Source organism: Pseudovibrio flavus (assembly GCF_009711345.1).
GTDB lineage: Bacteria > Pseudomonadota > Alphaproteobacteria > Rhizobiales > Stappiaceae > Pseudovibrio > Pseudovibrio flavus.
The window spans coordinates 49,733-73,723 of sequence record NZ_SMMA01000059.1; the positions used below are offsets into that span (position 1 = coordinate 49,733).

Below are 23,991 nucleotides of genomic sequence, written 5' to 3' on the forward strand. Positions count from 1 at the left end.
CAGGTGTTTCTGGAGCCTTTTGCACTTCCAATTCTGATTGCAGATCTGTCAGGAATTCAAGGGGAGGCGGAGTTTCCGGTGGGACTGCTACTGGCACCACTGGGAGTTCCGTTATTGGAGTTTCCAGTTTATCGACTACCTCTTTCTGAACTGGCTCATCGAAGGGTTCTGGCTCCACTTTTACGACGGGTTCGTCCTCAACCAGCTTATCTTCTCGCGGCTGTTCCTGAGGCTCTGGCAGAACGGTCTCGGTGTCGCCAGCGATCAAGTCTTCTAGTGAACCAGCCACGGCTACAGTCATAGCATCAGCGCCAACTGTCATCGGCTTATCTTCCGGCTCCGGCCATGAAGCGAAGAGCGCACCGTGAAGCCCCATCGACAATGCAAGGCCGATGAAAACGGGGGCGATATCATAAAGATATTGGCGCCGCATCAGCTCGCCCTCCGCTGAACCAGAAGCTTGATCTCTTCTGCGCCGCGTTCTTTCAGTACCTGAAGGATCTCGGTAAGCCGCACTCCAGACAGAGCTTTATCAACCACCAGGTAAATCGGCAGATCGTCTTGGGTTTCCAGCGGAACAGTGTGTTCGTTGTAGAGCTGTTTTCCCTTGAAGATGTCGCCGCTATCTTTGATCAGCAGCGCGTTTTCTAGTGCTTGCTTCTCCCTAGTCGCAGGGCTCTCCGGCAATGCAATATCGCGAAGACTCGTGGTCTCGATGGTGCCTGCAACCATGAAGAAGACCAACATCAAAAACACGATATTAATCAGCGCAATAGTGCTGTCGATCTGGTTCTTGTTGGAGCGACGTTGAAACTTCATCGTGACATTGCTCCTGCATCTCCAGACGCCACTAGCGTCGCGTCCAGCCCCACGCTTTCAATCGCCTCAAGAACATCAACAAGCTGCTGCACAGATGCCCCTGCTTGCGGCTTTACGGCCAAGATAGGCAGAGGATCTTTAGGCAATGCATGGAGGTATGCAGGCAGAACCGCGAGGGACATTAAACTCCCGTCGATGAGGAGATCGCCCGTTGGCGCTACAGCAATAAGAAGCGCCTCACGCTGAGCGGCAGTTTGGGAAGGAGCCGCGCCAGCAAGGTCGATACGCTGATACTTGGCAAAAGAAGAACTCAGCATGAAAAACATCAGCAGCAAGAAAATCACGTCGATCAACGACGTGAGAGAAACAACTGCTCCTCTTCTATGCCTGCGGTTTAGCTTCATCATCAATGGCTAGGCTGGAAGAGGACTACGCTGCGGATTTGCAGTAACGACGCGCGTCACGAGCTGCTCCATCGCGACCTGTTCACGCTCCACGCGGCTTTCGAAGAAGGCCAAAGTGATCGACGTCGGAATTGCGACAGCCAGACCTGCGGCGGTTGTGAGCAGCGCGACCCAAATGCCGTTTGCAAGGTCTGCGGGGTTTACCTGCGCCCCTGCATCAGCCATCGCCTGAAACGCAGTAATCATACCCAGAACAGTGCCGAAAAGCCCAAGAAGCGGGGCGATCTGTGCAATCACCTCCAGCCCGCGCAGGTTACGGCGCAGCTTTGAAATATGCTCGCTGGCAACGCGTTCGATATCTTCTTTAAGCGTTTCCAACTCGCGCTCACCATCTGCCAATTCCTGCAAGGTAAATGAAAGCACTTTGGAAACCGGTGAACGATGATGGGCGGCAAACGAAATAGCGGCTTTGGCTTTTCCGGCGGTCCATAGATCTGCTGCCATCGCACTTTTGCGCCCGCGCCCAACACCGCTCAGCATAAACTCCATCGCCTTTGCGAGAATAAGCGTGAGTGAAATGACGCTCAGTCCCAACAGGATGGCAACCACAGCTCCGCCCATCTCGACGAACTCGGCGAGTGGCTTCAAAATCAAAGATACGTGGTTTAGCAGCTCGGTATTGACGATTTCCGCGGGCATAACAATTTCGGCTCGGGTTGTATGAACAGCACTATGCCCGAACGCTATATGCAAACGCCATTCATTCGCAACTTAAATATGACGCTTATACTCATATTTAAGTACTATCCCTAGCTAAACCCGCAGTTTTCAGCCATATTTTGTAGATGATAATACTGGAAAGAGTGCAAAACTGCACGGAAGGGAGACAACTTCTCGCTGCCGTCTCCCCTTCGATCGAAGTGGCTACATGGCTTTTTTGACGCCTTTTTTGACGAGGAACCAGTTCATCGGATAGGCGGTCAGGAAACCGCAGAACATCGCGATCTGCATCATCAGCCAGAAGCGCGGCTCAAGAGGTGTCATAGGACCAACAAGGCCGAAAATTGCGATAGCCATCCAGCCGTACATACCAACCTGCCATGCGGTGAGCGAGAAGAAGTCGATCTTGAGCGCACGCCAAAGAAGGGCAACGCCGGTTTCAGGCACCATTCCCAGCAAGCCGCCACGCTGGAACCAAACACCAATTGCAAGCGCCAGAACATAATCGAGCACCCATTCACCAAACACGTAACTGCCGAGGAATGTGAACGGGATGAAGAGAAAGAACAGCCAAGGGCCGATCATATCCGCCAGCGAGCAGCCAGCGCCACAATGCATAGTTCCGGCGACAATGCTCTGCCAGAAGGGCCTTTTGTGCCCTGACATGTGCATGCCTTCCATGCCCTTCATGCCAGACATACCCTTCATGTCACCCATGCCTTCCATGTCGTCCATGGACTGACCGGGTTTCATGCCCTCCATACCGCTCATTTTGCAGTCATCATCCATGTCCATGGAGGACATATCCATTCCCTGCATGGATGAATGGTCCTGATGAGGTGCGTGGCGATCAATTTTCGGCATCCCTCCGGTGCCAAGGGTCTTGTAGGCCCAAATAACCAGAGGCCCTGCCCATAAGGCATTGATTGGCCAAACCCACTTCATAATCGCCATCATTGGCGGCGGGCGGTCTCGCTGGTCGATGAGAATGTACAAGCTGCTGGCTACGCCGAGTAAAATGGTTAGTACAGCCAAACTATCCAACATGGGTTGGTCCCCTGTTCTATTTATTGTTTTTATTCGCAGATCACGGTTCAACTCATTTTAAGTCTAACAGGTTCCCTAAAGGGAAACTAAGGCAAGTTCTGGATATGGAAAACGCGCCTTCAAATAATCATGAAGTAGCAGGCTATTTGCCATTTTCTCCCTTCTAACACCTTGCAATTACGCAGTTTCACATATTACGGTAAAGGTGGTTGCGTTGGGAGGGATTGCATCCATGAGTTATTGGCGAGGCGTCGTCAAATTGATGCCGGAGCTGCGGGCCTATGCGCGCTCTGTCGCCTCCAATCCAGAGGAGGCGGAGGATCTCGTCAGCGATGCTATCGAGCGCTCGGCAAATGCAGCCCAATGCCCGCAAGCCCTTGATGAACTGCGCCCTTGGCTTTTTCGCGTCATTCGCAACCTTTACATCGATGAAAAGCGGAAACAGAAGGTCCGGCTGGAATATTCCGCAACCGCCGTACGTTTATCAGAGGGACTGGTTGAAACGGGAAGCAAGGCCGAAGAGACGGTGCTGCTAAGAACCGCTTTCGAGCAGCTTTCCTCTCAAGAACGGGAAGTCTTGTTTCTGGTGGACATAATGGGAATGAAATACGCAGAAGCGGCAGCGATTATTGAAGTACCCACCGGCACGATTATGAGCCGGATCAGCCGCGCCCGCAAAGCTTTGCTTGAGCTGGTCAACCCATTACAAGCGACCGAAGAAGAAGCAAAAACCGGCAAGGAAAAACTCTACCTGTGACTGAACAAGACTGGATGGAGCTGTGCGCGTATGTGGACGGCGAACTGACCCTCGACGAAATCAAACGCTTTGAAGCCCGCGTTGCGAACTCCCCTGAATTACAGGCGGAGCTGGCGAGTATGCAGCAATACAAAACGGCCATGAAAGCCCTGCGCCCTGCCCCTTTGCCGGAGGCAGAGGCGAGTGCGGACAACGACAACGGCGTACATGCAGACAGTGGACTAGGGTTTATCGCGCCAATTGCAGCTGCGCTTTGTGTTGCGGTTATTGCTCTCTACGGCGTTCTAACCTTCTCCCAGAAGAGCCATCCGCTTAGCACCATCGCCTTGCACGACAGCCTTTCGAAAGAAGAGTATGTTTTGCAGCAAGGCGGCACACCAACGGCAACGGCTGTTTCCGCTGGCTTTCTTAGTGTGCCAGACCTGACGCCTGCGCGGCTTACACTTGTTGATGTGGTCTTTCCACGAGGCGAAGCCTACGGCCAAGTGGCATTGCATTATCGGGGGGAGCGTGGATGCCGTTTAACGCTCATCGCGCAGACCAACGAAGAACCGCTTGAACAGCGGGACTATATGATCCGCCAATGGACCACCAACGACATTCATTTTACGTTGGTTTCTAAGGGTATGGATGGGCTACGTTTTGCAGCGATTGCGGACTTTGCTCTGGTACAGTCCCGCTTGCTTGGCGGAACTGATCCGTACCGCGTTGCTATGAAGCAGCGCACGAACGCTGGTGGTCCGTGCGCTTGATCTTGATTTAGTTCGGGAAGTTTGGCCTGTCGGTATTATAGTTCGCCGCCAGATAGTCGAGGATGATTGTGCGTTCCTCGTCGTCCAGCTCATACATGCCTTGATCTTCGATCATCCAGTCGATCAGCTCATCCCAATCTGACCTTGTAAGGCCCTGCTGTGCGATGATCCGCTCGGAATGGCAGGAAGAGCAAGCATAAAAGGTGTCTTCAACGCCCGGTGCATCAACCAGTAGTCCAAATTCGTATTCCTCTTCCTCAGCATCTGTTGAAGAGGTGTCGGCTTGTGCACGGTTAAACCCGTTGCCGCCAGCCATGAGTACGCCGGCACCGGTCAAAACCGTCACGCAAGCAAAAAATGTCCGTCTGTAGGAACTGGTATCAAACCACCTACCCATAAAGTTCTCCGTCAATTTTGGGGAAAGAAGAGGCGGAGGAGACCGCCTCTCTTTAATTGATTAGCTAACCCGAACCGCAACGCGGTGCATGGTGTTGTTGAGGTAGCCTTTCGGGTTCCAGTCGATAGCGAATGGCTGCATTTCGCCTGCGCTGTCGGTGGCACGCGCCCAAACTTCATAGTAGCCCTTCTGAGGGAAGGTCACGTTTGTGCGCCAGTTCTGCCAAGCACCGGAGTTCACCGGAGCGTCCAGCTCTGCCTTTTGCCATGTCGCGCCAAAGTCGATGGAAACTTCCAGATCCTCGATGGAGCGATCGCCAGACCATGCATGCCCGCGCACTTCGACGGTTTCGCCCGATGCAGCACCGTTTTCAGGGAACGTGATGATGGACTTAACCGGCATACGTTCGATGATCTCAAAGTCCTTCGTCTCAACCTTCTCACCCGGCTCTACCGGACGGTTAGGTACACGATAGGCTTTACCGGTCATCTTTGGACCGTCATGGACGATGTCGCGCAGGTAGATGCGCTTGAGCCACTTGTGGGAGAGCGACCCCGGCCAACCCGGAACAACAAGACGAAGCGGAGCACCGTTCTGCTTATGGATCGGCTCGCCGTTCATTTCAAAAGCGATGAGCACGTTATCGGTCATTGCTTTTTCAATCGGCATACCGCGGGAAATCGGCATCTTTTCCGGATCACCGGAAAGGTGCGCATCTGCGCCTTCATGTGCGGTGTAGATAGCGTTGGCCTGAACGCCTGCTTTTTCCAGAACGTCTTTCAGACGAACACCGGTCCAGTTAGAACAGGCTACTGCACCGTTGGTCCACTGGTTACCCTTTGCTGGCGGATTAAAGAAGGCACGGCCGTTACCGCCGCATTCAATTACCAGCGCCATTGTCACCACCTCGAACTGGTCTTTGAGGTCGGCGATGGAAAGGGTCATCGGATTGTCGACCAATCCGTCAACGGTCAGCGTCCAGTTGGCAACATCAACTTCTTCTGGCGGAATGCCATTGTTGCGAATGAAGTGACGGCTTACCGGAGTAATCGGATCATCCAGCAAGTGAGCTGGCGTCTCTGCGTTGATAGGCCGGTCGTTGAGCAGGGTCAGTCCGTCCTTACCGACCAATACATCTTCACTCGCCATCGCTGCTGGAATAAAGCCCTGAGGCATATTGCGGTGGAATGGAATGCTCATGCCAACCATTGCGCCCATGGTTGTCAGGCCAGCTCCTTTCAGGAAGCCCCTTCTGTCCGTGTGTGTAACACGGCCAAAAAACTGGCGATCAGCCTTTTCTGGATCCTCAGAAAAGAAGCTGGATAGCGTCTTTTGCTTGTCGTCTTGAGCCAAACTTATCTCCTCCCAAGTCAATCTGACTTTGAATAACGAACGGGAGGCTAGGTTTATTCCCTAGGGGTACACATTTTTCTGTGATGGCTGCGGTGCGAAGGAGAGGCACCGTCTCGTTGGGGCTAATGCAGTGGCTGCTAAGCGTGAGTTTGGGCACAAAAAAGCGGGACCGAAGCCCCGCTATTGGTTCTCTCAATTTGCAGTAGATTAGCTATTCAAGAACTCTGCAAAGCGGGCGTAGACCTGCTCGCATTCCTCTTTCACAAGGTTTTCAAGGTTCATGAAGGTATGCGGCATGTCATCAAAGTGCATATGCTCTGCACGAACGCCCGCTTCCTTGACCTTCTCGTAGTAGAGTTTGCCTTCGTCACGCAGTGGGCAGAACTCTGCTGTAATCACCAGCGTTTCCGGTAGACCGTCGGTGAAGTCTTTGAAGTAAGGCGATGCATCTTTGCGGCACGCACCGCGCTTGATGTAATTGTCAAAGTACCAAGCGCATTTTGCCGTGTGCAGCAGGTAGCCAACCGCGTTTTCGTGATAGGACTTCTCGCTCACTGTCATGGTGTAGTCCACGCATGGATAGATGATCGCCTGCTTTTTGATATGCAGGTTGAAGTCATACTGAGCGCGAGAGGCAACTGCCGTACACAGAGCGCCACCGGCAGAGTCGCCTGCGATAGAAAGCTCTTTCTTGTACTTCATTTCGCGGCGGTTCAGCGTATCCCATACACCCAGAAGAACAGCGTAGGCGTCTTCTTCACCCGCAGGATACGGATTTTCAGGTGCAAGGCGATATTCCGGTGCAACAACAATGTGCTGGGTTGCCAGAGCCATGCGGCGGCAAATCGGATCGTACACTGTTACGCTGCCTGCCATGTGACCACCACCGTGATAGTAGATCAGTACTGGCAATTCTTTTTCCGGTGCCGGGTTATAGATGCGAACCGGTACATTGTAGCCTTCTGCAAAAGCCAGATCATCCTGCACAATCGCGACTTCTCTTGGCTCTGTCACAAAGCCTTTGGTGAGATTTGCGAGGCCTTCGCGGGCGTTGGTAGCGTTTGGCGCGAACCCGGCTTCAAGCATCTTTGCGACTGTGGCGTTGAACTGTTCGAGGAACGGGACGAGTTTTGGACTTACTTGACGCATTTTCTTGTTCCTTAAGCTTTAGCAGGTTCTGCAGCTACAATTTTTGGTTTGCCGGTTTCTGGCAGGAAGAACGAAGCGATGAACAGTGTGGAAGAGCAAGCTACCGCAAAAGTTGCAGCAATTGCAATGTTACCCGTCTGGTCAGCCAGCACGCCAGCGAAGTACATAAGGATGGTCTCGATGATGTAGGAAACGGACCAGAACATCGCGAATACAACGGTCACGCGGCCCGGGTTCATGCCTGGCAGTTCCTGAGGCAGGGTTACCAGTGCGGTCATTGGAACGAACATGAAGAAGCCAGCGAGGAATGCAGAGACAGTTGCCAGCATCGGGTTCTGGGTGGTGATCATGATCGCTGCGAAAGCAGTCATTGCAACGCCACACCAACGGATCACAGGAACGCGCATCGGGTACTTCTTGGCGACCATGATACCTACGATCGTACCAACCATACCTGCACCGATCATGATGGAAGACAGGTACTTGGCTTCAACTGCGAAGGTCGGGATCATCGGGAAGAGAGCGAACACTGCGATGTAGCAGAACAGAACGCCGGAGTATGCGATAGGGAGCCACCAGTTTACGGATTCCTTCACACCATCAGAGAAGGTGTAGGCTTTTTGTGGGGCCTGACCGGACTTCGCGCCGGACAGCTCGAAGTCTTCAGAAATCATCCACCAAACAATGAGGACGATGAAGCTGACGATAGAGATTGCTAGAACAACGTTCTGCCAGGTTTCGAAATAGGAAATAAGGGAACCGGTGAACAGGATAGCAAGCAGGTTACCAGTGTTGAAAGCCGCAGCGTTAAGGCCGTTAACAAGCGGGCGTTCTTCTGGAGTGAAGTAGTTCACCACGATTGGGTTGAAGTACACGATGACGAATGCACCACCAAAACCGAGAACAAGGCGGGTGAAGACGTACATTGGGTAGGTAGAAGCGAAAGCGCCTAACGCGCCGGCCACGATCAAAGCAGAGGCAAATGCAAAAGCTTTTTTAGGGCCAAGTTTTGTGAGGAACCATGCAGCGATCAGGTTACCGATGATTTTTGCAATAGTGATTGCGTTGGTCATCCAGGTAGCTGCGGCAACGCCTTCGATTTGATAGAAGGCCATGATGTCCTTTGTCATCATGTTGCCAGCAACCCACGACATTGCGAAGAGCGCATACGTCGTAAAGATCACGAACTCGATTATGTTCTTTTTCATTGGGCAACCTCCCTGTTCCCAGTTGGTTAATCAAGCATGGGAAGAAGCATATATCGATTTTTAAGATTCCATTTTCCCGATTTCAGGAAGGTTTATTGTTGAAAACGAATAAAGGACATGAATTGATCTACAGCAAAACCTAAAAAAAGGCCCCGCTACTATAGCGAGGCCCACATTTTACTTTATACGCACTATTTACGGATTTATACTTACATACCTATTCATATCAACCGGCTCTGAATAGTTCACTTTCTCAAGAGAGAACCCATTCAGATTGAGGAAGTCCTTCTTGTACCCCTCGTAGTCACCGACCTGCATGAAGTTGGCTCCATCCATGCCATCCAGCAGTTTTCGTACCTTCTCCTGAACGTCGGCGCGCAGCTCCCAGTCATCGACACGGATGAGGCGGTCTTCATCTGTACAGATGTGTCCAGAACCGGAATAGACGCAGTGCGAGAAGAGCCTTTGCATCTGCTCAATACAGCCTTCGTGAATGCCCATCTCTTTCATCACACGGAACAGAGCGAGGATGTATGGCGACATTGCCGGAATGAACACACTGGCCTTGGTCACCAGCGCTTTACACACTGCCACATGGGCTGTGCCGCCGATCTCCGCCATCTTCTCATTCAAAACATCGGCGGTGCTGTGCAGATGCTTTTTGGCGCGCCCAAGCGTGCCCTCATGATAGATGCGGTAGGTGATGTCAGAACCGATATAGGAATAGGCGAAAGTCTGGCAGCCATTGGCAAGAACGCCATTATCGCTCAGAAACTCTATCCATTCAGCCCAGTCTTCACCACCCATAACGCGAACGGTGTCTTCAATTTCCTGCTCCGATGCGCAATCCAGAACGCCTTCTTCCAACGCATCAGTTTCCAGATTCACGGTGTAGCCGGTAAGCGGAGAGCCGACTGTCTTGAGAGATGAACGGATCATCTCGCCGGTTTTCGGATCTGGGCGAACACCAGTTGCCAGCGAGTAGATAACGAGATCAACCGAGCCACCGAATTCGTTTTTGATGTACTCGACAACCTGACGGCGCATGTCAGGAGAGAAGGCATCGCCAATAAAGTTCTTGGCGATCAAGCCTTCTTTTTCTGCCTCTTCGCGGAACGTAAGGGAGTTATACCAGCCCGCAGAGCCAATACCCTTCTCGTTTGGTCCTCGCTCGAAGGCAACGCCGATGGTATCTGCGCGTGCACCGCCAAAGGCGAGCGAGACGCGCGAGGCAAGACCAAAGCCAGAGGAGGAACCAAGCACGAGAACCTTCTTTGGGCCTTCTTTGATTTGCTGCGCGTTACGCACATAGTTGATCTGGTCGAGAACAGCCTCACGGCAGCCGACGGGATGACAGGTCTTGGCAACCTGCCCTTTGATGACGGGTTGGATAATCATAGCAGTCTCTGGGGTTTGGCAGTGAACGTTGAGGGTTTTGTTTGTTTTTGGTTAGGCGGCAAGGGGTGGTCTTACGGTTGCCACGCCTTCAATAACGGCTGCGCCGTTCTGGTTGAAAGACACAGTGCGAAGTTTGGCTATTTTCTTATCCCTATTGATTTCAATAACCTCCACTTCAGCTCGAATTGTATCGCCGATAAAGACAGGGGCTTTGAAGCGCATTTCCTGAGACAGGTAGATAGTACCTGGTCCGGGCAGCTGCATTCCAAGGACCGACGAAGTCAGCCCGCTAACCAGAATGCCGTGTGCTACACGCTTGCCGAAAATGCTTTCTTTAGCCGCGACCTCACTAATGTGAACCGGGTTTACGTCTCCGGTAATACCGCAGAACATCAGGATATCGGCCTCGCAGATTGTCTTTTCGAAAGACGCTTGTTGCCCTATGAAGAGCTGGTCCAGTGTATAACTCATGATAACACTCGTGTAATGCTAGGCAGGTTGCTGAGGCGCCAGAACAGCGCCTCCGGCAGGATTATTCGGCACCCCGCAGCGCCAGCCCCATTGGCTCCTCAAGAAACAGGCGGGGGTCCATTTCTTCCAAATGCGGGCTAACGCGCGGAGTAAAGTCCATCTGTTGCAGTACATCCCGCTCCAGATCGACGCCGGGGGCGATTTCCACCAGTTCAAGCGTATCTTCGCCCAGTTCAAAGACGGCACGTTCTGTTATGTATTTGACCGGCTTAACGTTCTTGCGAGCTTGATTGGCGGAGAAGGTGACTTGCTGCACTTTTTCGAGGAACTTTTTGATCTTGCCCTCTTTCAAGATAACCAGCTTGCCATTTTCTGTTGCCACATCCAGTCCGGCGGCGGTGAACGTACCGCAGAAAAACACTTCCTTGGCGTTTTGCGTGATGTTGATGAAGCCACCGCATCCGGCGATCTTTGGACCGAAACGGGAGACGTTCAGATCGCCATTGGCATCACACTCGGCAAGACCAAGGAACGCCTGATCCAATCCGCCGCCGTCGTAGAAGTCGAACATCTGATCTTGTGTGATGATTGCTTCTGGAAACGCCGATGCGCCAAAGCTGAGGCCGCCCGCTGGCGTGCCGCCAATAGCGCCCGGTTCCACTGTCGCGACCATCTGGTCGGTGACGCCCTCTTCATCGGTAACCTCTGCAATCACCTCCGGTACGCCGATGCCGTAGTTCAAAACAGCACCACTGCGTAGTTCGAGTGCGGCGCGGCGAGCGATGACCTTCTTGGCGTCCAGCGGACGTGGGCCAGCTTCTTTTGATTTGCGCTCACCGCGGCCGCAGTAAGAGTGGTTCATGGCTTCAGCGAAGGTTTGCATATGCTCTTCGCCTTCTTCATCCGCCACGACGATTGCATTAACAAAAATGCCGGGAATGCGGACCTGCTGCGGATCAAGGGTACCAGCCTCGACAAGCTTCTTAACCTGCACGATGACCGTACCGCCCATATTGGTGACAAGCTGGGCTGCGGCGAGGTTTTCAAGGAAGAGGCATTCGTCTTCCATGGTTACGTTGCCGTTGGTGTCGGCTGTTGTGCCGCGCAGCAGCGCTACATTGGCATCGATACGCTTGTAGAAGAGGTATTCCTTACCGCCCACTTCCATAAGGCTAACGCGGTCTTGCTGGGTCTTTTCATTGACCTTACCGCCTTCCAGACGCGGATCAACAAAAGTACCAAGGCCGACATGGGACAGAGTACCGGGCTTTCCCGCTGCGCTGTCACGCATCAACTGGGCAATAACACCTTGAGGGAAGTTATAGGCTTCGATCAGGTTACGGTTCGCAAGATCCTGAAGGCGCGGGATGAGACCCCAGTGTCCGCCAAGAGCCAGCTTTACCAAACCTTCTCGTGACAAGTGGTTGTTGGCGCGGTCCTGTCCGTCACCTTGCCCAGCGGTGAAGTACAGTTCCAGATTTTTTGGGTGACCTGTGCTCAAAAAACGATCGCGGATTGCTATTTCAATAGATTCAGGAACCACCGCTCCAATAAACCCGCCAAGGATTACCTTATCCTCGTCTTGAATGAGGTTTGCAGCCTCTGGTGCAGTCAACACTTTAACTTGCATCGTATGACCTCTCGTTAGCGCCTCAGCAAATAACCGCTCCGTTTGCGCTTCGGAATTTCTTAGTGATGCAAGTGTAGATTGATTGTTTGATGCAAAAAATAGTCAATCCTCTAAAAGAGAATTGCAGAAATGGGACAATTCAGCCCCTCATTATTTAGGGGTTTTTGCATCCAACAGGACACACCTCTCCCGTATCTTGAGAAAGGCCGGTCAGGTCTGAATAGAGAGAGGGGTTAGCCGATCTCTCTGGTTCTCTTGATAAGATAGTCTTTGAAGTTAGTGCACATGAGCGGCATTTGTCTGCTGCGCCGGAAATAGAGGTTAAACTCGAACTCCGCGTCGATGTAATCACTCAAGATGGCGATCAATCGTCCGTCCGCCAACTCTTCCTGCAAGATGCTGATAGGCAGATAGGCAATGCCGCCACCGGTCAGCGCGATGGACTTGATGATCTCGCTGTCTTCCACTTCAACGGTTCGGGCGATCTCTACAGCGCTGCAATCCCCTTCATACTCGAACACCCACTTGTTACCGCCAACCAGCGTATGCGCGAACAGGCAGTTATGCTTTCTCAGTTCATCGGGAGATTGGGGCACGCCGTAACGCTCTGCATACTCAGGAGAGCAACAGGCAACCAGCGGATAGCGCAGCAGTGGGCGGCGCACCAGCAAGCTATCCTTCTCTTGAAAGCCTTGATAGGTGGCGTTGGCACGGACGAAGAAGTCCACCTCTTCCAGCATATCGACGTCATACGCCGTTTGCAGAATGCGGAAGTTCACATGAGGGTGGTCCAGCAGATATTCCCCTGCGATCTGGGCAAGGAAGTTTCTGGCAAACAATGGCGTTGCCGCGATGCGAATGGTGCCGCGCTCTTCCTTACCGAGGTTCTTGATCTCGGTGAAGATATCTTCAATTTCGGCATTCACATCGTTGAAGCGTTCGTAGAGGCGCTGACCTGCTTCTGTCACCACAACCTTTCGCGTGGAGCGTTGCAGGAGGCTGACACCTAGCTGCTCTTCAAGCTCGATAATCCATCTGCTGCCTGCACTGGCGGAGATACCATAGACCCGCGCCGCCTCGGAAAATGACCCCGTGCGAACAACATAAAGAAAGTAGACAATCTTATCGAGCATGGCCCCACCAACCCCGTTAACTGCCACAGTATGCCCTCCTAACCTGCTGAAAGCAGTGCGCTTTTATGCGTATTCAGCCAAGTAATCTACATTTCACCCCACCGCCCGTGAGGTTTTGCCCGCGTGAGCCAGAATTGGCCTTACCTAGCGCTAGAAAAACCGTCTAGTAAAGCTCTGTCCCATTTCCTCATTACTGTTTTGCGAAGCTGTCTGTAATCAAAACCGGCGTTTCGTGCAAAGTTTACTGCCAGTTTTCTATGGCGATCCCAGATCGTAAAATAAAAGGTGGTATCACTATGCTTAGGGACAAAGTCTGCATTGTAACAGGTGGCGCACAGGGTATTGGTCGGTGCATTGTAGAGACCTTCGCCAAACAGCAAGCGCTTGTCGTATTTGCCTGCGATATGAACCCCCAGTCCATGGCCGATTATCGCGAGCGGTTCCAGAATGTTCAGCCTGTTGAACTCAATGTCTGTGACCGGAAGGCTGTTGCTGCATTCATCGCTGAAATCAAAGAACAGTACGGCCATATCGATGTGCTGGTGAACAACGCAGGCATTACCCGCGATAATCTACTGGACCGAATGAGCGAAGATGATTGGGACGCTGTGGTGAATGTGAACCTCAAGGGCGTGTTCAATATGACCCAAGCCGTCGCTCCAGCCATGATTGAAGGCGGTTCGGGCTCTGTCATCACCATGTCGTCGGTTGTTGGCACTGATGGCAACATCGGGCAGAGCAACTATGCAGCTACAAAAGGCGGCGTCATTGCTATGACCAAGGGCTGGGCCAAGGAGTTCTCCCGAAAAGGAGCGCAGGTTCGCGCCAATTGCGTTGCACCGGGCTTCATCAAGACACCGATGACAATCAACCTTCCCGAAAAGGTTATTGCTCATATGGAGAGCAAGACACCGCTTGGCCGCATGGGAGATGCCGAGGATATCGCAGAAGGCGTTCTTTTCCTTGCCAGTGACCGTTCACGCTTCATCACCGGGCAAACGCTCAAAATCGACGGTGGACTGGTAATCTAAGGAGAGAGCGACATGACACGAGTATTTATCGTCGGCGCCAAGCGTACGCCTCTTGGTAGTTTTCTTGGCTCTCTCAGCACCGTTCCTGCCGCTCGCCTTGGCGCGGTGGCCATAAAGGCTGCTCTTGAACAAAGTGTAATCGTGCCAGAGCACGTTGATGAAGTGATTGTCGGCAACGTTCTAGGCGCAGCACAAGGGATGGGTCCGGGTCGTCAGGCTGCGATCTACGCAGGCATCCCGCAAGAGGTGCCCGCTTACACGCTGAACATGATCTGCGGCAGCGGTATGAAGAGCGTTATGGAGGCGGCTGCCCACATCAAGGCCGGTGATGCCAACGTTGTAGTGGCTGCAGGTATGGAGGCGATGTCACAAGCGCCTTTCACACTGAGCGGGACCAGCCGAAGCGGCCACAAAATGGGCAACCAGACCCTTGTCGATACAATGGTCAACGACGGTCTTACCGACGCCTTCAACAACTATCACATGGGCATAACCGCCGAGAACCTTGCACAGAAGTTCGCCATTACCCGAGAAGAGCAGGACGCGTTTGCTTTACGCAGTCAGCAACGGGCCTCCAGCGCTGTTGCCATCGGCATGTTCGATGCGGAAATCTGCCCCGTTGAGGTAGAAGTGCGTCGCAAGACCTTCGTATTTGCTAGAGACGAGTACCCAAGAGCAGATGCGAGTTTGGAAGGTTTGGCCAAGCTGCGCCCCGCATTCAAACCTGACGGCACTGTAACTGCTGGCAACGCCTCTGGTATCAACGACGGCGCGGTTGCGATGGTTCTGGCCAGTGAAGCCTACGTGAACGAACACGGCCTTGCCCCTCTTGCCGAGATCGTCAGCTACGGACAGGCAGGCGTTGACCCGTCTATCATGGGTTATGGTCCTGTTCCGGCTATCGCTAATGCCCTTCAAAAGGCTGGACTTCGCCTTGACGAGATGAACCGCCTTGAACTCAACGAAGCCTTTGCCGCCCAAGCGCTTGCGGTGATGAAAGGCCTTAGCGAAGAGCATGGAGTGCCAATGGGTTGGTTTGAAGATAAGACCAATCTGACAGGCGGCGCTATCGCACTTGGCCATCCTCTTGGGGCTTCCGGCGGACGTATCCTCACCACTCTGCTTTATGGCATGGAGCGCGACAACTGCCAGTACGGCCTCGCCTCCCTTTGCATCGGCGGCGGCATGGGCACCGCTGTCATCTTGAAGAAAGCATAACGCGCAAGGCTCTCCACCTCCTTTCGCGTCACCCAGAACGTGATGTCCGCTCTGCCATGCTCCCCGACAGAACAGCGGGCATCACGTTTTCAATTCCGCTTACCAATCCATTTATTTGTGAGGCAGCTCGCTGCACTTTACCACCGCCACAAGCACTGGTACCGGCTTGCAAAAGCCAACCGCCAACGGGCTAATTTGTCGATTCGAACAAAAAATGACCTAACGGAGGCAACGCTCGGCATACATACACACGTCACGCACAGTTTTAAATCATTCTAAACTAAGGGAAGATTTAATCCTGACTTTAGAAGCCATATTTTTAATTGACGCTGCTTCTTATCCGTCGCATAAATTTGGGTATGCGCCTGACACAACAGACAAACTATGCCGTTCGCACCCTTATGTATTGTGCTGCGAACCCTGACAAACCAAGCAAGGTTGCCGAAGTTGCAGCCTCCTTTGGCATGTCTGAAACGCACCTCTTCAAAATTATGAAGGTGCTTGTTGATGCTGATTTGATGAAGACCATTCGTGGCCGCAACGGTGGTATTATGCTACCGCGCCCTGCTGACCAGATTACGGTTGGTGAGGTAGTACGAGCGACCGAAGAGGCCTTTATTCTCGCCGAGTGCTTTGATAGTGGCAGACAGGATTGTCCGCTCGTCAATCACTGTGGCTTCAACAGCGTGTTGCACAAAGCCCTTCAGGCCTTTCTTGCTGTGCTTGATGATTGCACCATTGCAGAGCTTGCAGAGAACCGTCACTCCATTCGCCACTTGCTTCAGATCGATCTTGAAGACAACGGCGCGACTGTTGCTGCGCACTAAAGCCTAAGAAATTGCTGGGCCACAACGCGCAGGTGCGCGGGGGGGGCCCGTGGGTGGCGCGCAGGGTGCGCGCCGAAATCTCCCTAATACAGCCTCCGTTTGCGCGGCCTATGTCTGCTTGCCAAGCCACCGCGCCAACATGCCGGTTACACTGGCCTTTGTAACGGGTTTACTCAAGTAGTCGTCCATTCCAGCTTCCAGACAGCGGCGCTTATGCTCCTCTGTAGCGTTGGCCGTTAATGCGATTATCGGAACCGGCTGGCTATTACTTTCCGCTTCAAAGCCTCGAATTTCCCGCGTGGCTTCATAGCCGCCCATAATCGGCATGGACACATCCATCAGCACCAAGTCAAAGCGCTGTTTTTTAAAGGTTTCCAGCGCGGCAAGTCCATCTTCGACTATGGTTGTTTCAATAGGCAAACCATCCAAGAAAGCCTTGATGACCTCTTGGTTTGTTGGCGTATCCTCTGCAATCAAAAGCGAGCTGGTTTCGGGTAGGAGGCTCGTGAGATCAGCATACTTAACCCCTCGCTTATTCTCGTGCGTAGAAAGGCCGTCTTTTTTAGCTGGAGCACTTTGATCAGCAGCGATGAACAGCGGCAGTTTAACAGTAAAACAGGAACCCTCTCCTTCCTTGGAGGTCGCCTCAATGGTTCCGTTCAGAAGCTCGATCAGCGACTTCGTAATTGCCAGCCCAAGTCCTGTTCCCGCATACTTACGGCTTTCAGAGCTGTCAATTTGTTGAAATCGCTTGAATATTTTCTCGATACGATCTTCAGGAATCCCAATTCCCGTATCGCGCACGGCAATTGTCGCGTAGGCAAGTTTTCCCGCAGGCTTGATTGAGACATCAAGGGTTACGCTACCTTTTTCCGTAAATTTAACCGCGTTACCGACAAGGTTGGAGAGGATTTGGCGCACCATTGACTGGTCGCTCATAAACATGCGCGGGCCATCGTCAGGGTAAATTACCTTAAGCTCCACACCCTTACTATTGGCTCTGTGCCAGTTAATATTGACCACAGCGCCCAGCAGTTCGGTAAGGTCGAAGGTTGACACATGCACCTGCATCTGTCCGGCCTCGATCTTGGAGAAGTCTAGTATATCATTAATGATTTCAAGCAGCGCCTGCGAGCTATCATTGATCATTTGCGCGTAACGGCGCTGTTTTGTGTCAAGCTCGGTTTCGAGGATAAGTTCCGATACACCGATAACGCCGTTAAGGGGCGTGCGAATTTCATGGCTCATAGTGGCGAGGAACTCGGATTTCGCCACACTCGCCCGCTGCGCTTGGTTCATTGCCAAACGCAGTTCTTTGGTACGGTCATCAATTTGGTCTTCAAGGGCCTCAAGGGTTTGCGAAAGCGTCTGGTTGGCCAAATAAAGCTCTCTCGCCTTATCCTCCAGCAACCGTTCAGCTTCTTTTCTTGCTTTTTTTTCCCGCTCCAGGCGCCTTTCGAGGCGATTGATATCCATCTGCCGTGATCACATCCTCTCAAGAGTGAATTTGGCATGGTTTCCGGTGCCGCCATCCGTATCCGATGTCAGCTTGATCTCGTCACCGAAGTGCTCCATTGCACCGCGAATAAGCCCCAGAGCTAGCGCAGAAAAAGGGCGGGAAGACGAGTATTCCATCACAAGGGTGTTTTCGTCCGGCTGATAGCAGTCAAATCGCGGCAACTCCGCCTGCGGATAGAGCTTTTTCACTTCCACATGGATGTGGTTTTCAATGCCGGAGAGGAATTTGAAGGTATCATCAACACTGCCGAAGAAGACAGGGTAACGCTCTACGAAGCGAGGGAACAAGTGCTTTCCGAATGCTTCCACCAGTGCGGGGATGGGCAAGTCCGTTCGCTCACTGAGCTTGGTGACAAGGAGGAGCATCTCGCCGTGATCATATTCGCCAACAGCAGTATAGACGCCGCCACTTGGAAGCTCGCTTTCGACAGCCTCCATGATTTCGTCCGCTACATCTGGAGAGAAGTTATCCTCTACCATCTCCATAAATTCGGTAAAAACGATCCCGAGCATCTCATCGACTCCGTGCCGTATCCAAGGCCTTCATCAAGAGTGTACAGAGTTCACCTTTGTTTTTTACTTATCGGAGCATTGGATTTAAGCACGGCGATTTAGAGATCTTAAAGGAAGAACGAGCGGGTTACACCAGCAGGCCACCGCTGTTACCAATTGTATTTAACCGTTGCAAAATCAGCCTTGAATACGAGCAGATCATCGCGCCTTTCTACGTTACCTTCCAGTGTAACTAGCCTGCCAACCACATCATAAATCGCTTCGGGAACCGGATTACCAGCGGGATCTGCCAGGAGGAAAAAGTTGGTGCCTTGAACTGCTCCTGTGGTAACGAACACCGGCGGAATACCGCCTATAATACAAAGGTTTGCGCAGGCTTTATGGGCGAGACCTATACCGGGACGCATAGCTCCGCTGTAGCATTTACCGTCGCATATCTCTCCTGTTAGTCGCCATTTACCGAGGTCTTCAGCGGCTTGCGGCGTGTAACTATCCGCCGGTTTATCCAATGGCGTGATCTGCACTTTACCACCAACCTGCAGCATCGAAATACTACCCCGCTCTAACATAACACCGCCAACTTTGACGTTCTGACCATCCAACGGATCCGCACGAGTTTGAACACCGCGCTTACCTACACCGGATAGTAAAATGGTTTTCGCGGTGTCTCCAGCTGCCTCGGGCTTCACCCTTAGAACCGGGTAAGGCTTTGATTCAACAACACCTTCCAGCACTTGATAGCCCGCACCCCATTGGAACGATCCACTACCTGGATCGGGCACCGAGACACCCAAGCCGAAAGACACACCAGCCGCCGCACCGATAAGTACTGCCGAAATCGCCCAAAGAAACGGACGAAGCCCTTTGGGAGGTTTTTTTGCCCAACCGATAAAGAAGGCTTGGGCGCTCTTTAATGCCATGGCGTGATCTCCCTAGCCTGATAGTTGGACGGGTTCTACATAGGTACCAGCAGGCAGCGCTTCCGGGTTCAGCTGCAAGCGACCCTTTTCCAAACGCAATCTGTAAGTTGGAATCTTCTCTTTAAATGGCGGTGGTGAGCAGCCATCTTCCAACCGGTATTGATAACCGTGCCAAGGACAGGTCACACAGCCGTAGACGATTTTACCCTCGCCTAGAGGGCCATTTTGGTGGGCACATACATTTGAGATTGCCGAGACTTTTGTTCCGTTGCGAAATACGGCAACTCTTTCGCTCTCATCGATGGAGACAATGAGCGCGCGCTTATCCGGTATGGAGAGCGGATCACCCAAGTCTAGCCACTTAGTATCCTCCTTATCCTCTGGCGGACTGTCTGTGTCTGTAACTTTCTCTTTCCGAGCTGCAACGAGATGAAGAGAGACAACGAGAGCGACTGAACCAACAACAACGGTAGACATAAGCGGTCCTGCAGCTCCTTGCAGCGCCCCCAAGGCAACATGTCCAACGACCAGCGCATAGGCAAAGTAGATGCCCATATGCAGGGTTTTCCATGTCGGTGGACCGAGGAAATGAAGCCAGAAATCGTGGCTAGTACAGGCCAAAACCAAAAGGATTAGAAGCGCGAAAAGCCCCAGTATCTCAAAGGGAAAACCAAGAAACTCGGCGTAACTTGTATTGCTGAATAGGACTGCGGCGTACTTATTGATTGGAGAGAAGGCATAGTACCAATCAATAACATAGCTCACATGAAAGAGCGCCAGAACGCAGGTCATCACGCCCAAATGGCGACGATTATAAAGCAGTGGCAGAAACCGCTTATCCAGCCGCGCTAACGGACCTACGCAAAGTATGACGGTGAGCAGAAGAAAGACGCAGCTGCCAAAAGCTTGCGCCCAATAGATGTGCCCATCAATCGGTTTCGTTACGCTTTGAAATGCAGGAGCGATATAGAGATATAGGCCAAGGTAGGTGCCTATCATGGCAAGCACTACGGCATCGTACGCAAACTTGGTTCTGTTCCATATTACGGGAACGTACTTTACGCTCATCCAGCCTTCTCCCCTATGGCTTTCGCCCGTTCATCGAGCGGTACGGCTGGCTCTTCCATCGTTCCCGTTACCCTTTCCATTTGCGAAAAAAGCAGCAGCAAGGGGATGATGAATGCTAGACAAAGCCAGATATAGCGGTGGGCTCGACGGTGCCTACGTTGCATCTGCATCCTCCGATATTGAACGGCTAGCAGAGCGCCAATGATAGATAACCAAAGGCCAGAGCAGAACGAGGCCGGGAATTATCTGAAGCCTGAATAAATAGGCACCTCGCGCGGCTTCTTCTACCTTGTCCAAGCCAAACACAAGGAAGAGAAGGGCAACGGCCAGCCCCATTACGCCGTAGACAACAAGACAGTAGTAGATGACTTCTATAGCTAGCACGTCACCTCCTATAACCGTTGTTCAACGCCAGCATAAGAAACGCCGGATAGGCGAGACATTTCCGTGCTGAGTGTCGTCAAATCATCCGTGCTGAACTGATTGAAATGGCTGTGTCCGCAGGCTCTCGCCAGCACCTTCATCAGATCCACACTGCTTTCAAAGAAGCGCGTCAAACGCGCTGCCGACTTCAAAACGTCAAGGCGAGCAACCAGATGATCCTTTTGCGTTGCAACGCCAACCGGACAGTTGTTTGTGTGGCACGCCCGCATGGCTATACAGCCGATCGCCTGCATTGGCGCATTGGCGAGCGCAACCGCATCTGCCCCTAGCGCCAAAGCCTTCACAAAGTCCTCTGGCTTTCGCAGCCCCCCTGTTGCCACAAGAGACACGCCTTTCGCCTTGCAGTTGTCTAAGTGCCTGCGGGCGCGAGCCAGAGCTGGAATGGTCGCTACCGAGATATTATCGCGGAAGATGAGAGGCGCGGCTCCTGTCCCGCCGCCTCGTCCATCCAGAATGATATAGTCCACGCCGATCTCTAAAGCCGTGTCTATATCTCTTTCTATGTGCTGGGCTGAAAGCTTGAAGCCTACGGGAATGCCGCCGGTTTTATCGCGCACCTTTTCCGCAAAGTCTCTGAACTGTTCTGGCGTTGTCATATCGGGAAAACGAGCTGGCGAGATCGCATCCTCTCCCGCTTGGAGATGGCGCACCTTAGCGATTTTTTCCGTAACCTTGGCTGCAGGCAAATGACCACCCGTTCCGGTTTTAGCAGCTTGCCCGCCCTTAAAATGAAACGCTTGTACTTTGGTGAGGAGGTCCCATGAAAAGCCAAAGCGTGCAGATGCTAACTCATAGAAATAACGGGAGTTTGCTTCCTGCTCTTCCGGTAGCATACCGCCCTCGCCAGAGCAGATGCCGGTCCCTGCGCCCTCTGCGCCTTTTGCAAGGGCTACCTTTGCAACCTCTGACAAAGCACCAAAGCTCATATCGGAGACAAACAGCGGGATCTTCAAGGTAAGTGGCTTTTGCGCATTGGGCCCAATTACAACTTCGGTGCCGACTTCATGGTCGTCAAGCAGTGGAGGTTTATGAAGCTGAGCGGTTAGGACCTGAATGTCATCCCAATCAGGCAACTGCGAACGCGGTACGCCCATCGCAGCCATGGGCCCGTGGTGGCCAGTTTGTTTAAGACCGCTTTTGGCAAGGCTTGTTATGTCCCGATTAAAGGGTTCCTCCGGCCCACCGTGAATATCGGCATAAAGGCCCAGATAGGCTTTGCGAAGGTAAGGCTGAGGGTGCTTTGCAGCCCAATCAGCAATCTCGTCTTCATCGACAAGAACATCGTTCCCATCAACCCAATGGGAGAACTTTTGAAGAGCTTCGGCGTTATTGTAGGAACTTACACCGCTTTCGAGACGGTAATCCCAATTGTGAAGGCCGCACATGAGGTTTTTTCCGCGTACGTACCCGTCTGACAACAAAGCCCCCCGATGTAGGCAGCGGCCGTAAAAAACCGAAAGCTCGTCGTCAAAGCGCACCACGACAAGGTCAACTTCTCCAACCAACGCATAGGCCGGAACGCGGTCTTCCAGCTGGTCGAACTCGGCAACCTTGCACTTTTTCATGCCAACAGCACCTCCATTTCCATCGCTAAGCTAACTGCTTCAAGAAGGAGGGTCAGGTCCCCAAAACACACTGCCGAAAATACCAGTAGCATTCACTGCGACTGACGCAAGCGTAGGGAAACGCAACAAACTTGGGGACCGGAAAGGCTCAGGGTTCACAGCCGCTTGAGAAGACAATCAGAGCGTAGCAACAATGGGCGACTAGGTATTTTGCAGGAGCCCACCCATGAAAATTGCATCGGTAACCATTTCTGATCGAGCAAGCCAAGGTATTTACGAGGATAAAAGTGGCCCTGCCATTATGGCGTACATGGAACAAGCTGTTGTTACGCCATGGGAAAAAGTGAGCTGCGTCATCCCAGACGGGATCGATAGCGTAAGAGATACGCTGCTGGACCTGTGCGATAATCAGAAAGTGGACCTTATTCTCACCACCGGAGGCACAGGCCCTTCCCCACGCGACCTTACAGTGGAAGCAATGGCAGATGTGATTGAAAAAGAACTGCCGGGTTTTGGAGAGCTGATGCGTAAGGTGAGCCTTGAAGAGGTGCCAACCGCTATTTTGTCCCGTCAGACTGCTGGTATTCGCGGAAGCTCGCTCATTATCAATCTACCGGGCAAACCTGCAGCGATTAAAACGTGCCTTGATGCTGTGTTCCCGGCAGTACCTTACTGCCTTGATTTGATCGGCGCGGGCCGTATCGAGACTGACCCGGAAGTCATCAAGGTGTTCCGCCCGAAAGGTGCATAATAAATGGACGTGGCGCTTTGCTCACCAGTCGGAGAGCAAAGCGCTGGCATCGAATTGGCGGGGTTTAGGGCCCCGGCTATCCGTTCCTAAAGAGATAAAGCAGAGAAACCGCTCATTTGCTGCAAGGCTCAAGCCCCTATGCATAAGCGCAGAGCGAGCAGACTGGCCGCTGGTCACACGGCTGGCAAAGCCCATAGCTGTCGCGGCAAGCAAGAAGTTTTGAAGCGCAGCCCCTGCTGCTGTGATCTGCTCATCGGCCGGAATGCCCGTTTCCAGCTCATCCTTGATCGATGCGACTAGCACCAATAGCTCTGGGCCACGATGGGCTTTTTCTCTTGCCCGCTCCACATCCTCTGCCGAGGCATCGGGATAGCGGTCAATCAGCGCCTCTTCAAAAAGATCAGCAAGATCTGCCCTTTTGTCCTTGGCGATATAGATAAAGCGGAAAGGTTTTAGCCGGCCGTGATCTGGCGCGGTAGCAGCTGCGGCAATCATCTGCATGATTTGTTCGCGAGATGGCGCTGGCTCGCTCATTTTTTTCAAGGAAGCGGAGTAACGGCTCTCCAAAAAATCCAGAAGCGTTTGTAAAGATTGCGCCATGCTTCGTCCTCGCACATAAACCAGAGCGGCAGAAATGCCTGTTGCGAAATCAAGTTTATAGGGAACGCTTGGCCTAAAACGCAAAAAAACGCCTTACGGCGCTTTCACATAGTCATTATTGGGGAAAAATGGCGCACCGGGGAAGATTCGAACTCCCGACCCCCAGATTCGTAGTCTGGTGCTCTATCCAGCTGAGCTACCGGTGCATCACTTGTTCGCGCCGCCTCTTGGCGTTGGGCGTTGCGCCCTTGGAACGAGGGCCTATGTACTCACCTCTTGAGCACTTGGCAAGCGCTTT

At 52.6% G+C, this 23,991-nt stretch carries 25 protein-coding genes, 1 tRNA gene and 1 pseudogene; 6 read left to right on the forward strand and 21 right to left on the reverse strand.

The window, feature by feature from the left end; translation table 11 throughout:
• From E1162_RS19520 to E1162_RS07705, 5 genes and pseudogenes are all read right to left on the reverse strand, one after another.
• Nucleotides 1-433 (reverse strand): annotated as a pseudogene (locus E1162_RS19520) (hypothetical protein); the annotation flags it as partial.
• Nucleotides 433-819 carry an ExbD/TolR family protein gene (locus E1162_RS07690; RefSeq protein WP_155128975.1) on the reverse strand — a complete coding sequence of 129 codons (387 nt, stop codon included), beginning with the start codon at nt 817-819 and terminating at the stop codon, nt 433-435. The pseudogene E1162_RS19520 and the gene E1162_RS07690, both read right to left, overlap by 1 nt.
• The gene (locus tag E1162_RS07695; protein WP_155128977.1) at nt 816-1,226 is read right to left on the reverse strand and encodes an ExbD/TolR family protein; all 411 of its coding nucleotides are present in this window, start codon (nt 1,224-1,226) and stop codon (nt 816-818) included. Before E1162_RS07695 ends, E1162_RS07690 begins: the two co-directional genes overlap by 4 nt.
• A gap of 6 nt (nt 1,227-1,232) precedes the next feature.
• On the reverse strand, nt 1,233-1,922 hold the full coding sequence (locus E1162_RS07700) for a MotA/TolQ/ExbB proton channel family protein (RefSeq protein WP_155128979.1): 690 nt from the start codon (nt 1,920-1,922) through the stop codon (nt 1,233-1,235).
• A gap of 225 nt (nt 1,923-2,147) precedes the next feature.
• The gene (locus tag E1162_RS07705; RefSeq protein ID WP_155128981.1) at nt 2,148-2,990 is read right to left on the reverse strand and encodes a DUF4396 domain-containing protein; all 843 of its coding nucleotides are present in this window, start codon (nt 2,988-2,990) and stop codon (nt 2,148-2,150) included.
• A gap of 214 nt (nt 2,991-3,204) precedes the next feature.
• On the opposite strand from E1162_RS07705, the gene E1162_RS07710 reads away from it, so the two are divergent.
• A complete protein-coding gene (locus E1162_RS07710; RefSeq protein WP_257098760.1) occupies nt 3,205-3,747 on the forward strand; it encodes a sigma-70 family RNA polymerase sigma factor in 543 nt (180 codons plus the stop codon).
• Nucleotides 3,744-4,499: an anti-sigma factor family protein gene (locus E1162_RS07715; RefSeq protein WP_155128983.1), complete on the forward strand. Its 756-nt coding sequence runs from the start codon at nt 3,744-3,746 to the stop codon at nt 4,497-4,499. The genes E1162_RS07710 and E1162_RS07715 overlap by 4 nt, the downstream gene beginning before the upstream one ends.
• Before the next feature lie 7 nt (nt 4,500-4,506).
• Here the strand turns inward: E1162_RS07715 and E1162_RS07720 are convergent, their stop codons facing one another.
• The 8 genes from E1162_RS07720 to E1162_RS07755 all read right to left on the reverse strand — a co-directional run bounded on the left by E1162_RS07720 (nt 4,507) and on the right by E1162_RS07755 (nt 13,265).
• Nucleotides 4,507-4,896: an aldehyde dehydrogenase gene (locus E1162_RS07720; protein WP_155128985.1), complete on the reverse strand. Its 390-nt coding sequence runs from the start codon at nt 4,894-4,896 to the stop codon at nt 4,507-4,509.
• Nucleotides 4,897-4,956: 60 nt separating this feature from the next.
• On the reverse strand, nt 4,957-6,249 hold the full coding sequence (locus E1162_RS07725; RefSeq protein WP_155128988.1) for a sulfite oxidase: 1,293 nt from the start codon (nt 6,247-6,249) through the stop codon (nt 4,957-4,959).
• A gap of 207 nt (nt 6,250-6,456) precedes the next feature.
• Nucleotides 6,457-7,398, reverse strand: a complete 942-nt coding sequence (locus E1162_RS07730) for an alpha/beta hydrolase (protein WP_155128991.1) — start codon at nt 7,396-7,398, stop codon at nt 6,457-6,459.
• Nucleotides 7,399-7,409: 11 nt separating this feature from the next.
• Nucleotides 7,410-8,606 carry an MFS transporter gene (locus E1162_RS07735; protein ID WP_155128994.1) on the reverse strand — a complete coding sequence of 399 codons (1,197 nt, stop codon included), beginning with the start codon at nt 8,604-8,606 and terminating at the stop codon, nt 7,410-7,412.
• A 195-nt stretch (nt 8,607-8,801) separates the two neighbouring features.
• Nucleotides 8,802-10,004: an enoyl-ACP reductase FabV gene (gene fabV, locus E1162_RS07740; protein ID WP_155128997.1), complete on the reverse strand. Its 1,203-nt coding sequence runs from the start codon at nt 10,002-10,004 to the stop codon at nt 8,802-8,804.
• 51 nt (nt 10,005-10,055) lie between these two features.
• Nucleotides 10,056-10,475: a MaoC family dehydratase gene (locus E1162_RS07745; protein WP_155129000.1), complete on the reverse strand. Its 420-nt coding sequence runs from the start codon at nt 10,473-10,475 to the stop codon at nt 10,056-10,058.
• A gap of 61 nt (nt 10,476-10,536) precedes the next feature.
• A complete protein-coding gene (locus E1162_RS07750) occupies nt 10,537-12,105 on the reverse strand; it encodes an acyl CoA:acetate/3-ketoacid CoA transferase (protein ID WP_155129003.1) in 1,569 nt (522 codons plus the stop codon).
• 233 nt (nt 12,106-12,338) lie between these two features.
• Complete coding sequence (locus E1162_RS07755) at nt 12,339-13,265, reverse strand: LysR family transcriptional regulator (RefSeq protein WP_371311851.1); 927 nt, start codon at nt 13,263-13,265, stop codon at nt 12,339-12,341.
• 269 nt (nt 13,266-13,534) lie between these two features.
• On the opposite strand from E1162_RS07755, the gene fabG reads away from it, so the two are divergent.
• The 3 genes from fabG to rirA all read left to right on the forward strand — a co-directional run bounded on the left by fabG (nt 13,535) and on the right by rirA (nt 16,314).
• Nucleotides 13,535-14,269, forward strand: a complete 735-nt coding sequence (gene fabG / locus E1162_RS07760) for a 3-oxoacyl-ACP reductase FabG (protein WP_155129006.1) — start codon at nt 13,535-13,537, stop codon at nt 14,267-14,269.
• 12 nt (nt 14,270-14,281) lie between these two features.
• The gene (locus tag E1162_RS07765) at nt 14,282-15,487 is read left to right on the forward strand and encodes an acetyl-CoA C-acetyltransferase (protein ID WP_155129009.1); all 1,206 of its coding nucleotides are present in this window, start codon (nt 14,282-14,284) and stop codon (nt 15,485-15,487) included.
• A gap of 359 nt (nt 15,488-15,846) precedes the next feature.
• The gene (gene rirA / locus E1162_RS07770) at nt 15,847-16,314 is read left to right on the forward strand and encodes an iron-responsive transcriptional regulator RirA (protein WP_155129344.1); all 468 of its coding nucleotides are present in this window, start codon (nt 15,847-15,849) and stop codon (nt 16,312-16,314) included.
• A 108-nt stretch (nt 16,315-16,422) separates the two neighbouring features.
• Here the strand turns inward: rirA and E1162_RS07775 are convergent, their stop codons facing one another.
• From E1162_RS07775 to E1162_RS07800, 6 genes are all read right to left on the reverse strand, one after another.
• Nucleotides 16,423-17,790 (reverse strand): ATP-binding protein, encoded by a 1,368-nt coding sequence (locus tag E1162_RS07775; RefSeq protein ID WP_155129012.1) that lies wholly within the window; start codon nt 17,788-17,790, stop codon nt 16,423-16,425.
• Nucleotides 17,791-17,799: 9 nt separating this feature from the next.
• Entirely contained in the window at nt 17,800-18,345 is a 546-nt protein-coding gene (locus tag E1162_RS07780; RefSeq protein WP_155129015.1) for a heme NO-binding domain-containing protein, read from the reverse strand.
• A gap of 149 nt (nt 18,346-18,494) precedes the next feature.
• The gene (locus tag E1162_RS07785) at nt 18,495-19,265 is read right to left on the reverse strand and encodes a hypothetical protein (protein WP_155129018.1); all 771 of its coding nucleotides are present in this window, start codon (nt 19,263-19,265) and stop codon (nt 18,495-18,497) included.
• A gap of 12 nt (nt 19,266-19,277) precedes the next feature.
• Nucleotides 19,278-20,333 carry a Rieske (2Fe-2S) protein gene (locus E1162_RS07790; RefSeq protein WP_155129021.1) on the reverse strand — a complete coding sequence of 352 codons (1,056 nt, stop codon included), beginning with the start codon at nt 20,331-20,333 and terminating at the stop codon, nt 19,278-19,280.
• 153 nt (nt 20,334-20,486) lie between these two features.
• Nucleotides 20,487-20,717 carry a hypothetical protein gene (locus tag E1162_RS07795; protein ID WP_371311852.1) on the reverse strand — a complete coding sequence of 77 codons (231 nt, stop codon included), beginning with the start codon at nt 20,715-20,717 and terminating at the stop codon, nt 20,487-20,489.
• An 8-nt stretch (nt 20,718-20,725) separates the two neighbouring features.
• Nucleotides 20,726-22,342 carry a glutamate synthase-related protein gene (locus E1162_RS07800; protein WP_155129024.1) on the reverse strand — a complete coding sequence of 539 codons (1,617 nt, stop codon included), beginning with the start codon at nt 22,340-22,342 and terminating at the stop codon, nt 20,726-20,728.
• Between the two features lie 226 nt (nt 22,343-22,568).
• On the opposite strand from E1162_RS07800, the gene mog reads away from it, so the two are divergent.
• On the forward strand, nt 22,569-23,093 hold the full coding sequence (gene mog, locus E1162_RS07805; protein WP_155129027.1) for a molybdopterin adenylyltransferase: 525 nt from the start codon (nt 22,569-22,571) through the stop codon (nt 23,091-23,093).
• Between the two features lie 21 nt (nt 23,094-23,114).
• Here mog and E1162_RS07810 read toward each other — a convergent pair whose 3' ends face one another.
• Both E1162_RS07810 and E1162_RS07815 read right to left on the reverse strand, forming a co-directional pair.
• On the reverse strand, nt 23,115-23,693 hold the full coding sequence (locus tag E1162_RS07810) for a nitroreductase family protein (protein ID WP_155129030.1): 579 nt from the start codon (nt 23,691-23,693) through the stop codon (nt 23,115-23,117).
• A gap of 129 nt (nt 23,694-23,822) precedes the next feature.
• Nucleotides 23,823-23,899: transfer RNA gene (locus E1162_RS07815), tRNA-Arg, on the reverse strand.
• Nucleotides 23,900-23,991 lie beyond the last annotated feature (92 nt).

Bases quoted from the DNA above. Each gene is read 5' to 3' on its own strand.
- E1162_RS07690 (WP_155128975.1), bottom strand. From the start codon at position 819: ATGAAGTTTCAACGTCGCTCCAACAAGAACCAGATCGACAGCACTATT.
- E1162_RS07695 (WP_155128977.1), bottom strand. From the start codon at position 1,226: ATGATGAAGCTAAACCGCAGGCATAGAAGAGGAGCAGTTGTTTCTCTC.
- E1162_RS07700 (WP_155128979.1), bottom strand. From the start codon at position 1,922: ATGCCCGCGGAAATCGTCAATACCGAGCTGCTAAACCACGTATCTTTG.
- E1162_RS07705 (WP_155128981.1), bottom strand. From the start codon at position 2,990: ATGTTGGATAGTTTGGCTGTACTAACCATTTTACTCGGCGTAGCCAGC.
- E1162_RS07720 (WP_155128985.1), bottom strand. From the start codon at position 4,896: ATGGGTAGGTGGTTTGATACCAGTTCCTACAGACGGACATTTTTTGCT.
- E1162_RS07730 (WP_155128991.1), bottom strand. From the start codon at position 7,398: ATGCGTCAAGTAAGTCCAAAACTCGTCCCGTTCCTCGAACAGTTCAAC.
- E1162_RS07735 (WP_155128994.1), bottom strand. From the start codon at position 8,606: ATGAAAAAGAACATAATCGAGTTCGTGATCTTTACGACGTATGCGCTC.
- fabV (WP_155128997.1), bottom strand. From the start codon at position 10,004: ATGATTATCCAACCCGTCATCAAAGGGCAGGTTGCCAAGACCTGTCAT.
- E1162_RS07745 (WP_155129000.1), bottom strand. From the start codon at position 10,475: ATGAGTTATACACTGGACCAGCTCTTCATAGGGCAACAAGCGTCTTTC.
- E1162_RS07750 (WP_155129003.1), bottom strand. From the start codon at position 12,105: ATGCAAGTTAAAGTGTTGACTGCACCAGAGGCTGCAAACCTCATTCAA.
- fabG (WP_155129006.1), top strand. From the start codon at position 13,535: ATGCTTAGGGACAAAGTCTGCATTGTAACAGGTGGCGCACAGGGTATT.
- E1162_RS07765 (WP_155129009.1), top strand. From the start codon at position 14,282: ATGACACGAGTATTTATCGTCGGCGCCAAGCGTACGCCTCTTGGTAGT.
- rirA (WP_155129344.1), top strand. From the start codon at position 15,847: ATGCGCCTGACACAACAGACAAACTATGCCGTTCGCACCCTTATGTAT.
- E1162_RS07775 (WP_155129012.1), bottom strand. From the start codon at position 17,790: ATGGATATCAATCGCCTCGAAAGGCGCCTGGAGCGGGAAAAAAAAGCA.
- E1162_RS07780 (WP_155129015.1), bottom strand. From the start codon at position 18,345: ATGCTCGGGATCGTTTTTACCGAATTTATGGAGATGGTAGAGGATAAC.
- E1162_RS07785 (WP_155129018.1), bottom strand. From the start codon at position 19,265: ATGGCATTAAAGAGCGCCCAAGCCTTCTTTATCGGTTGGGCAAAAAAA.
- E1162_RS07790 (WP_155129021.1), bottom strand. From the start codon at position 20,333: ATGAGCGTAAAGTACGTTCCCGTAATATGGAACAGAACCAAGTTTGCG.
- E1162_RS07800 (WP_155129024.1), bottom strand. From the start codon at position 22,342: ATGAAAAAGTGCAAGGTTGCCGAGTTCGACCAGCTGGAAGACCGCGTT.
- mog (WP_155129027.1), top strand. From the start codon at position 22,569: ATGAAAATTGCATCGGTAACCATTTCTGATCGAGCAAGCCAAGGTATT.
- E1162_RS07810 (WP_155129030.1), bottom strand. From the start codon at position 23,693: ATGGCGCAATCTTTACAAACGCTTCTGGATTTTTTGGAGAGCCGTTAC.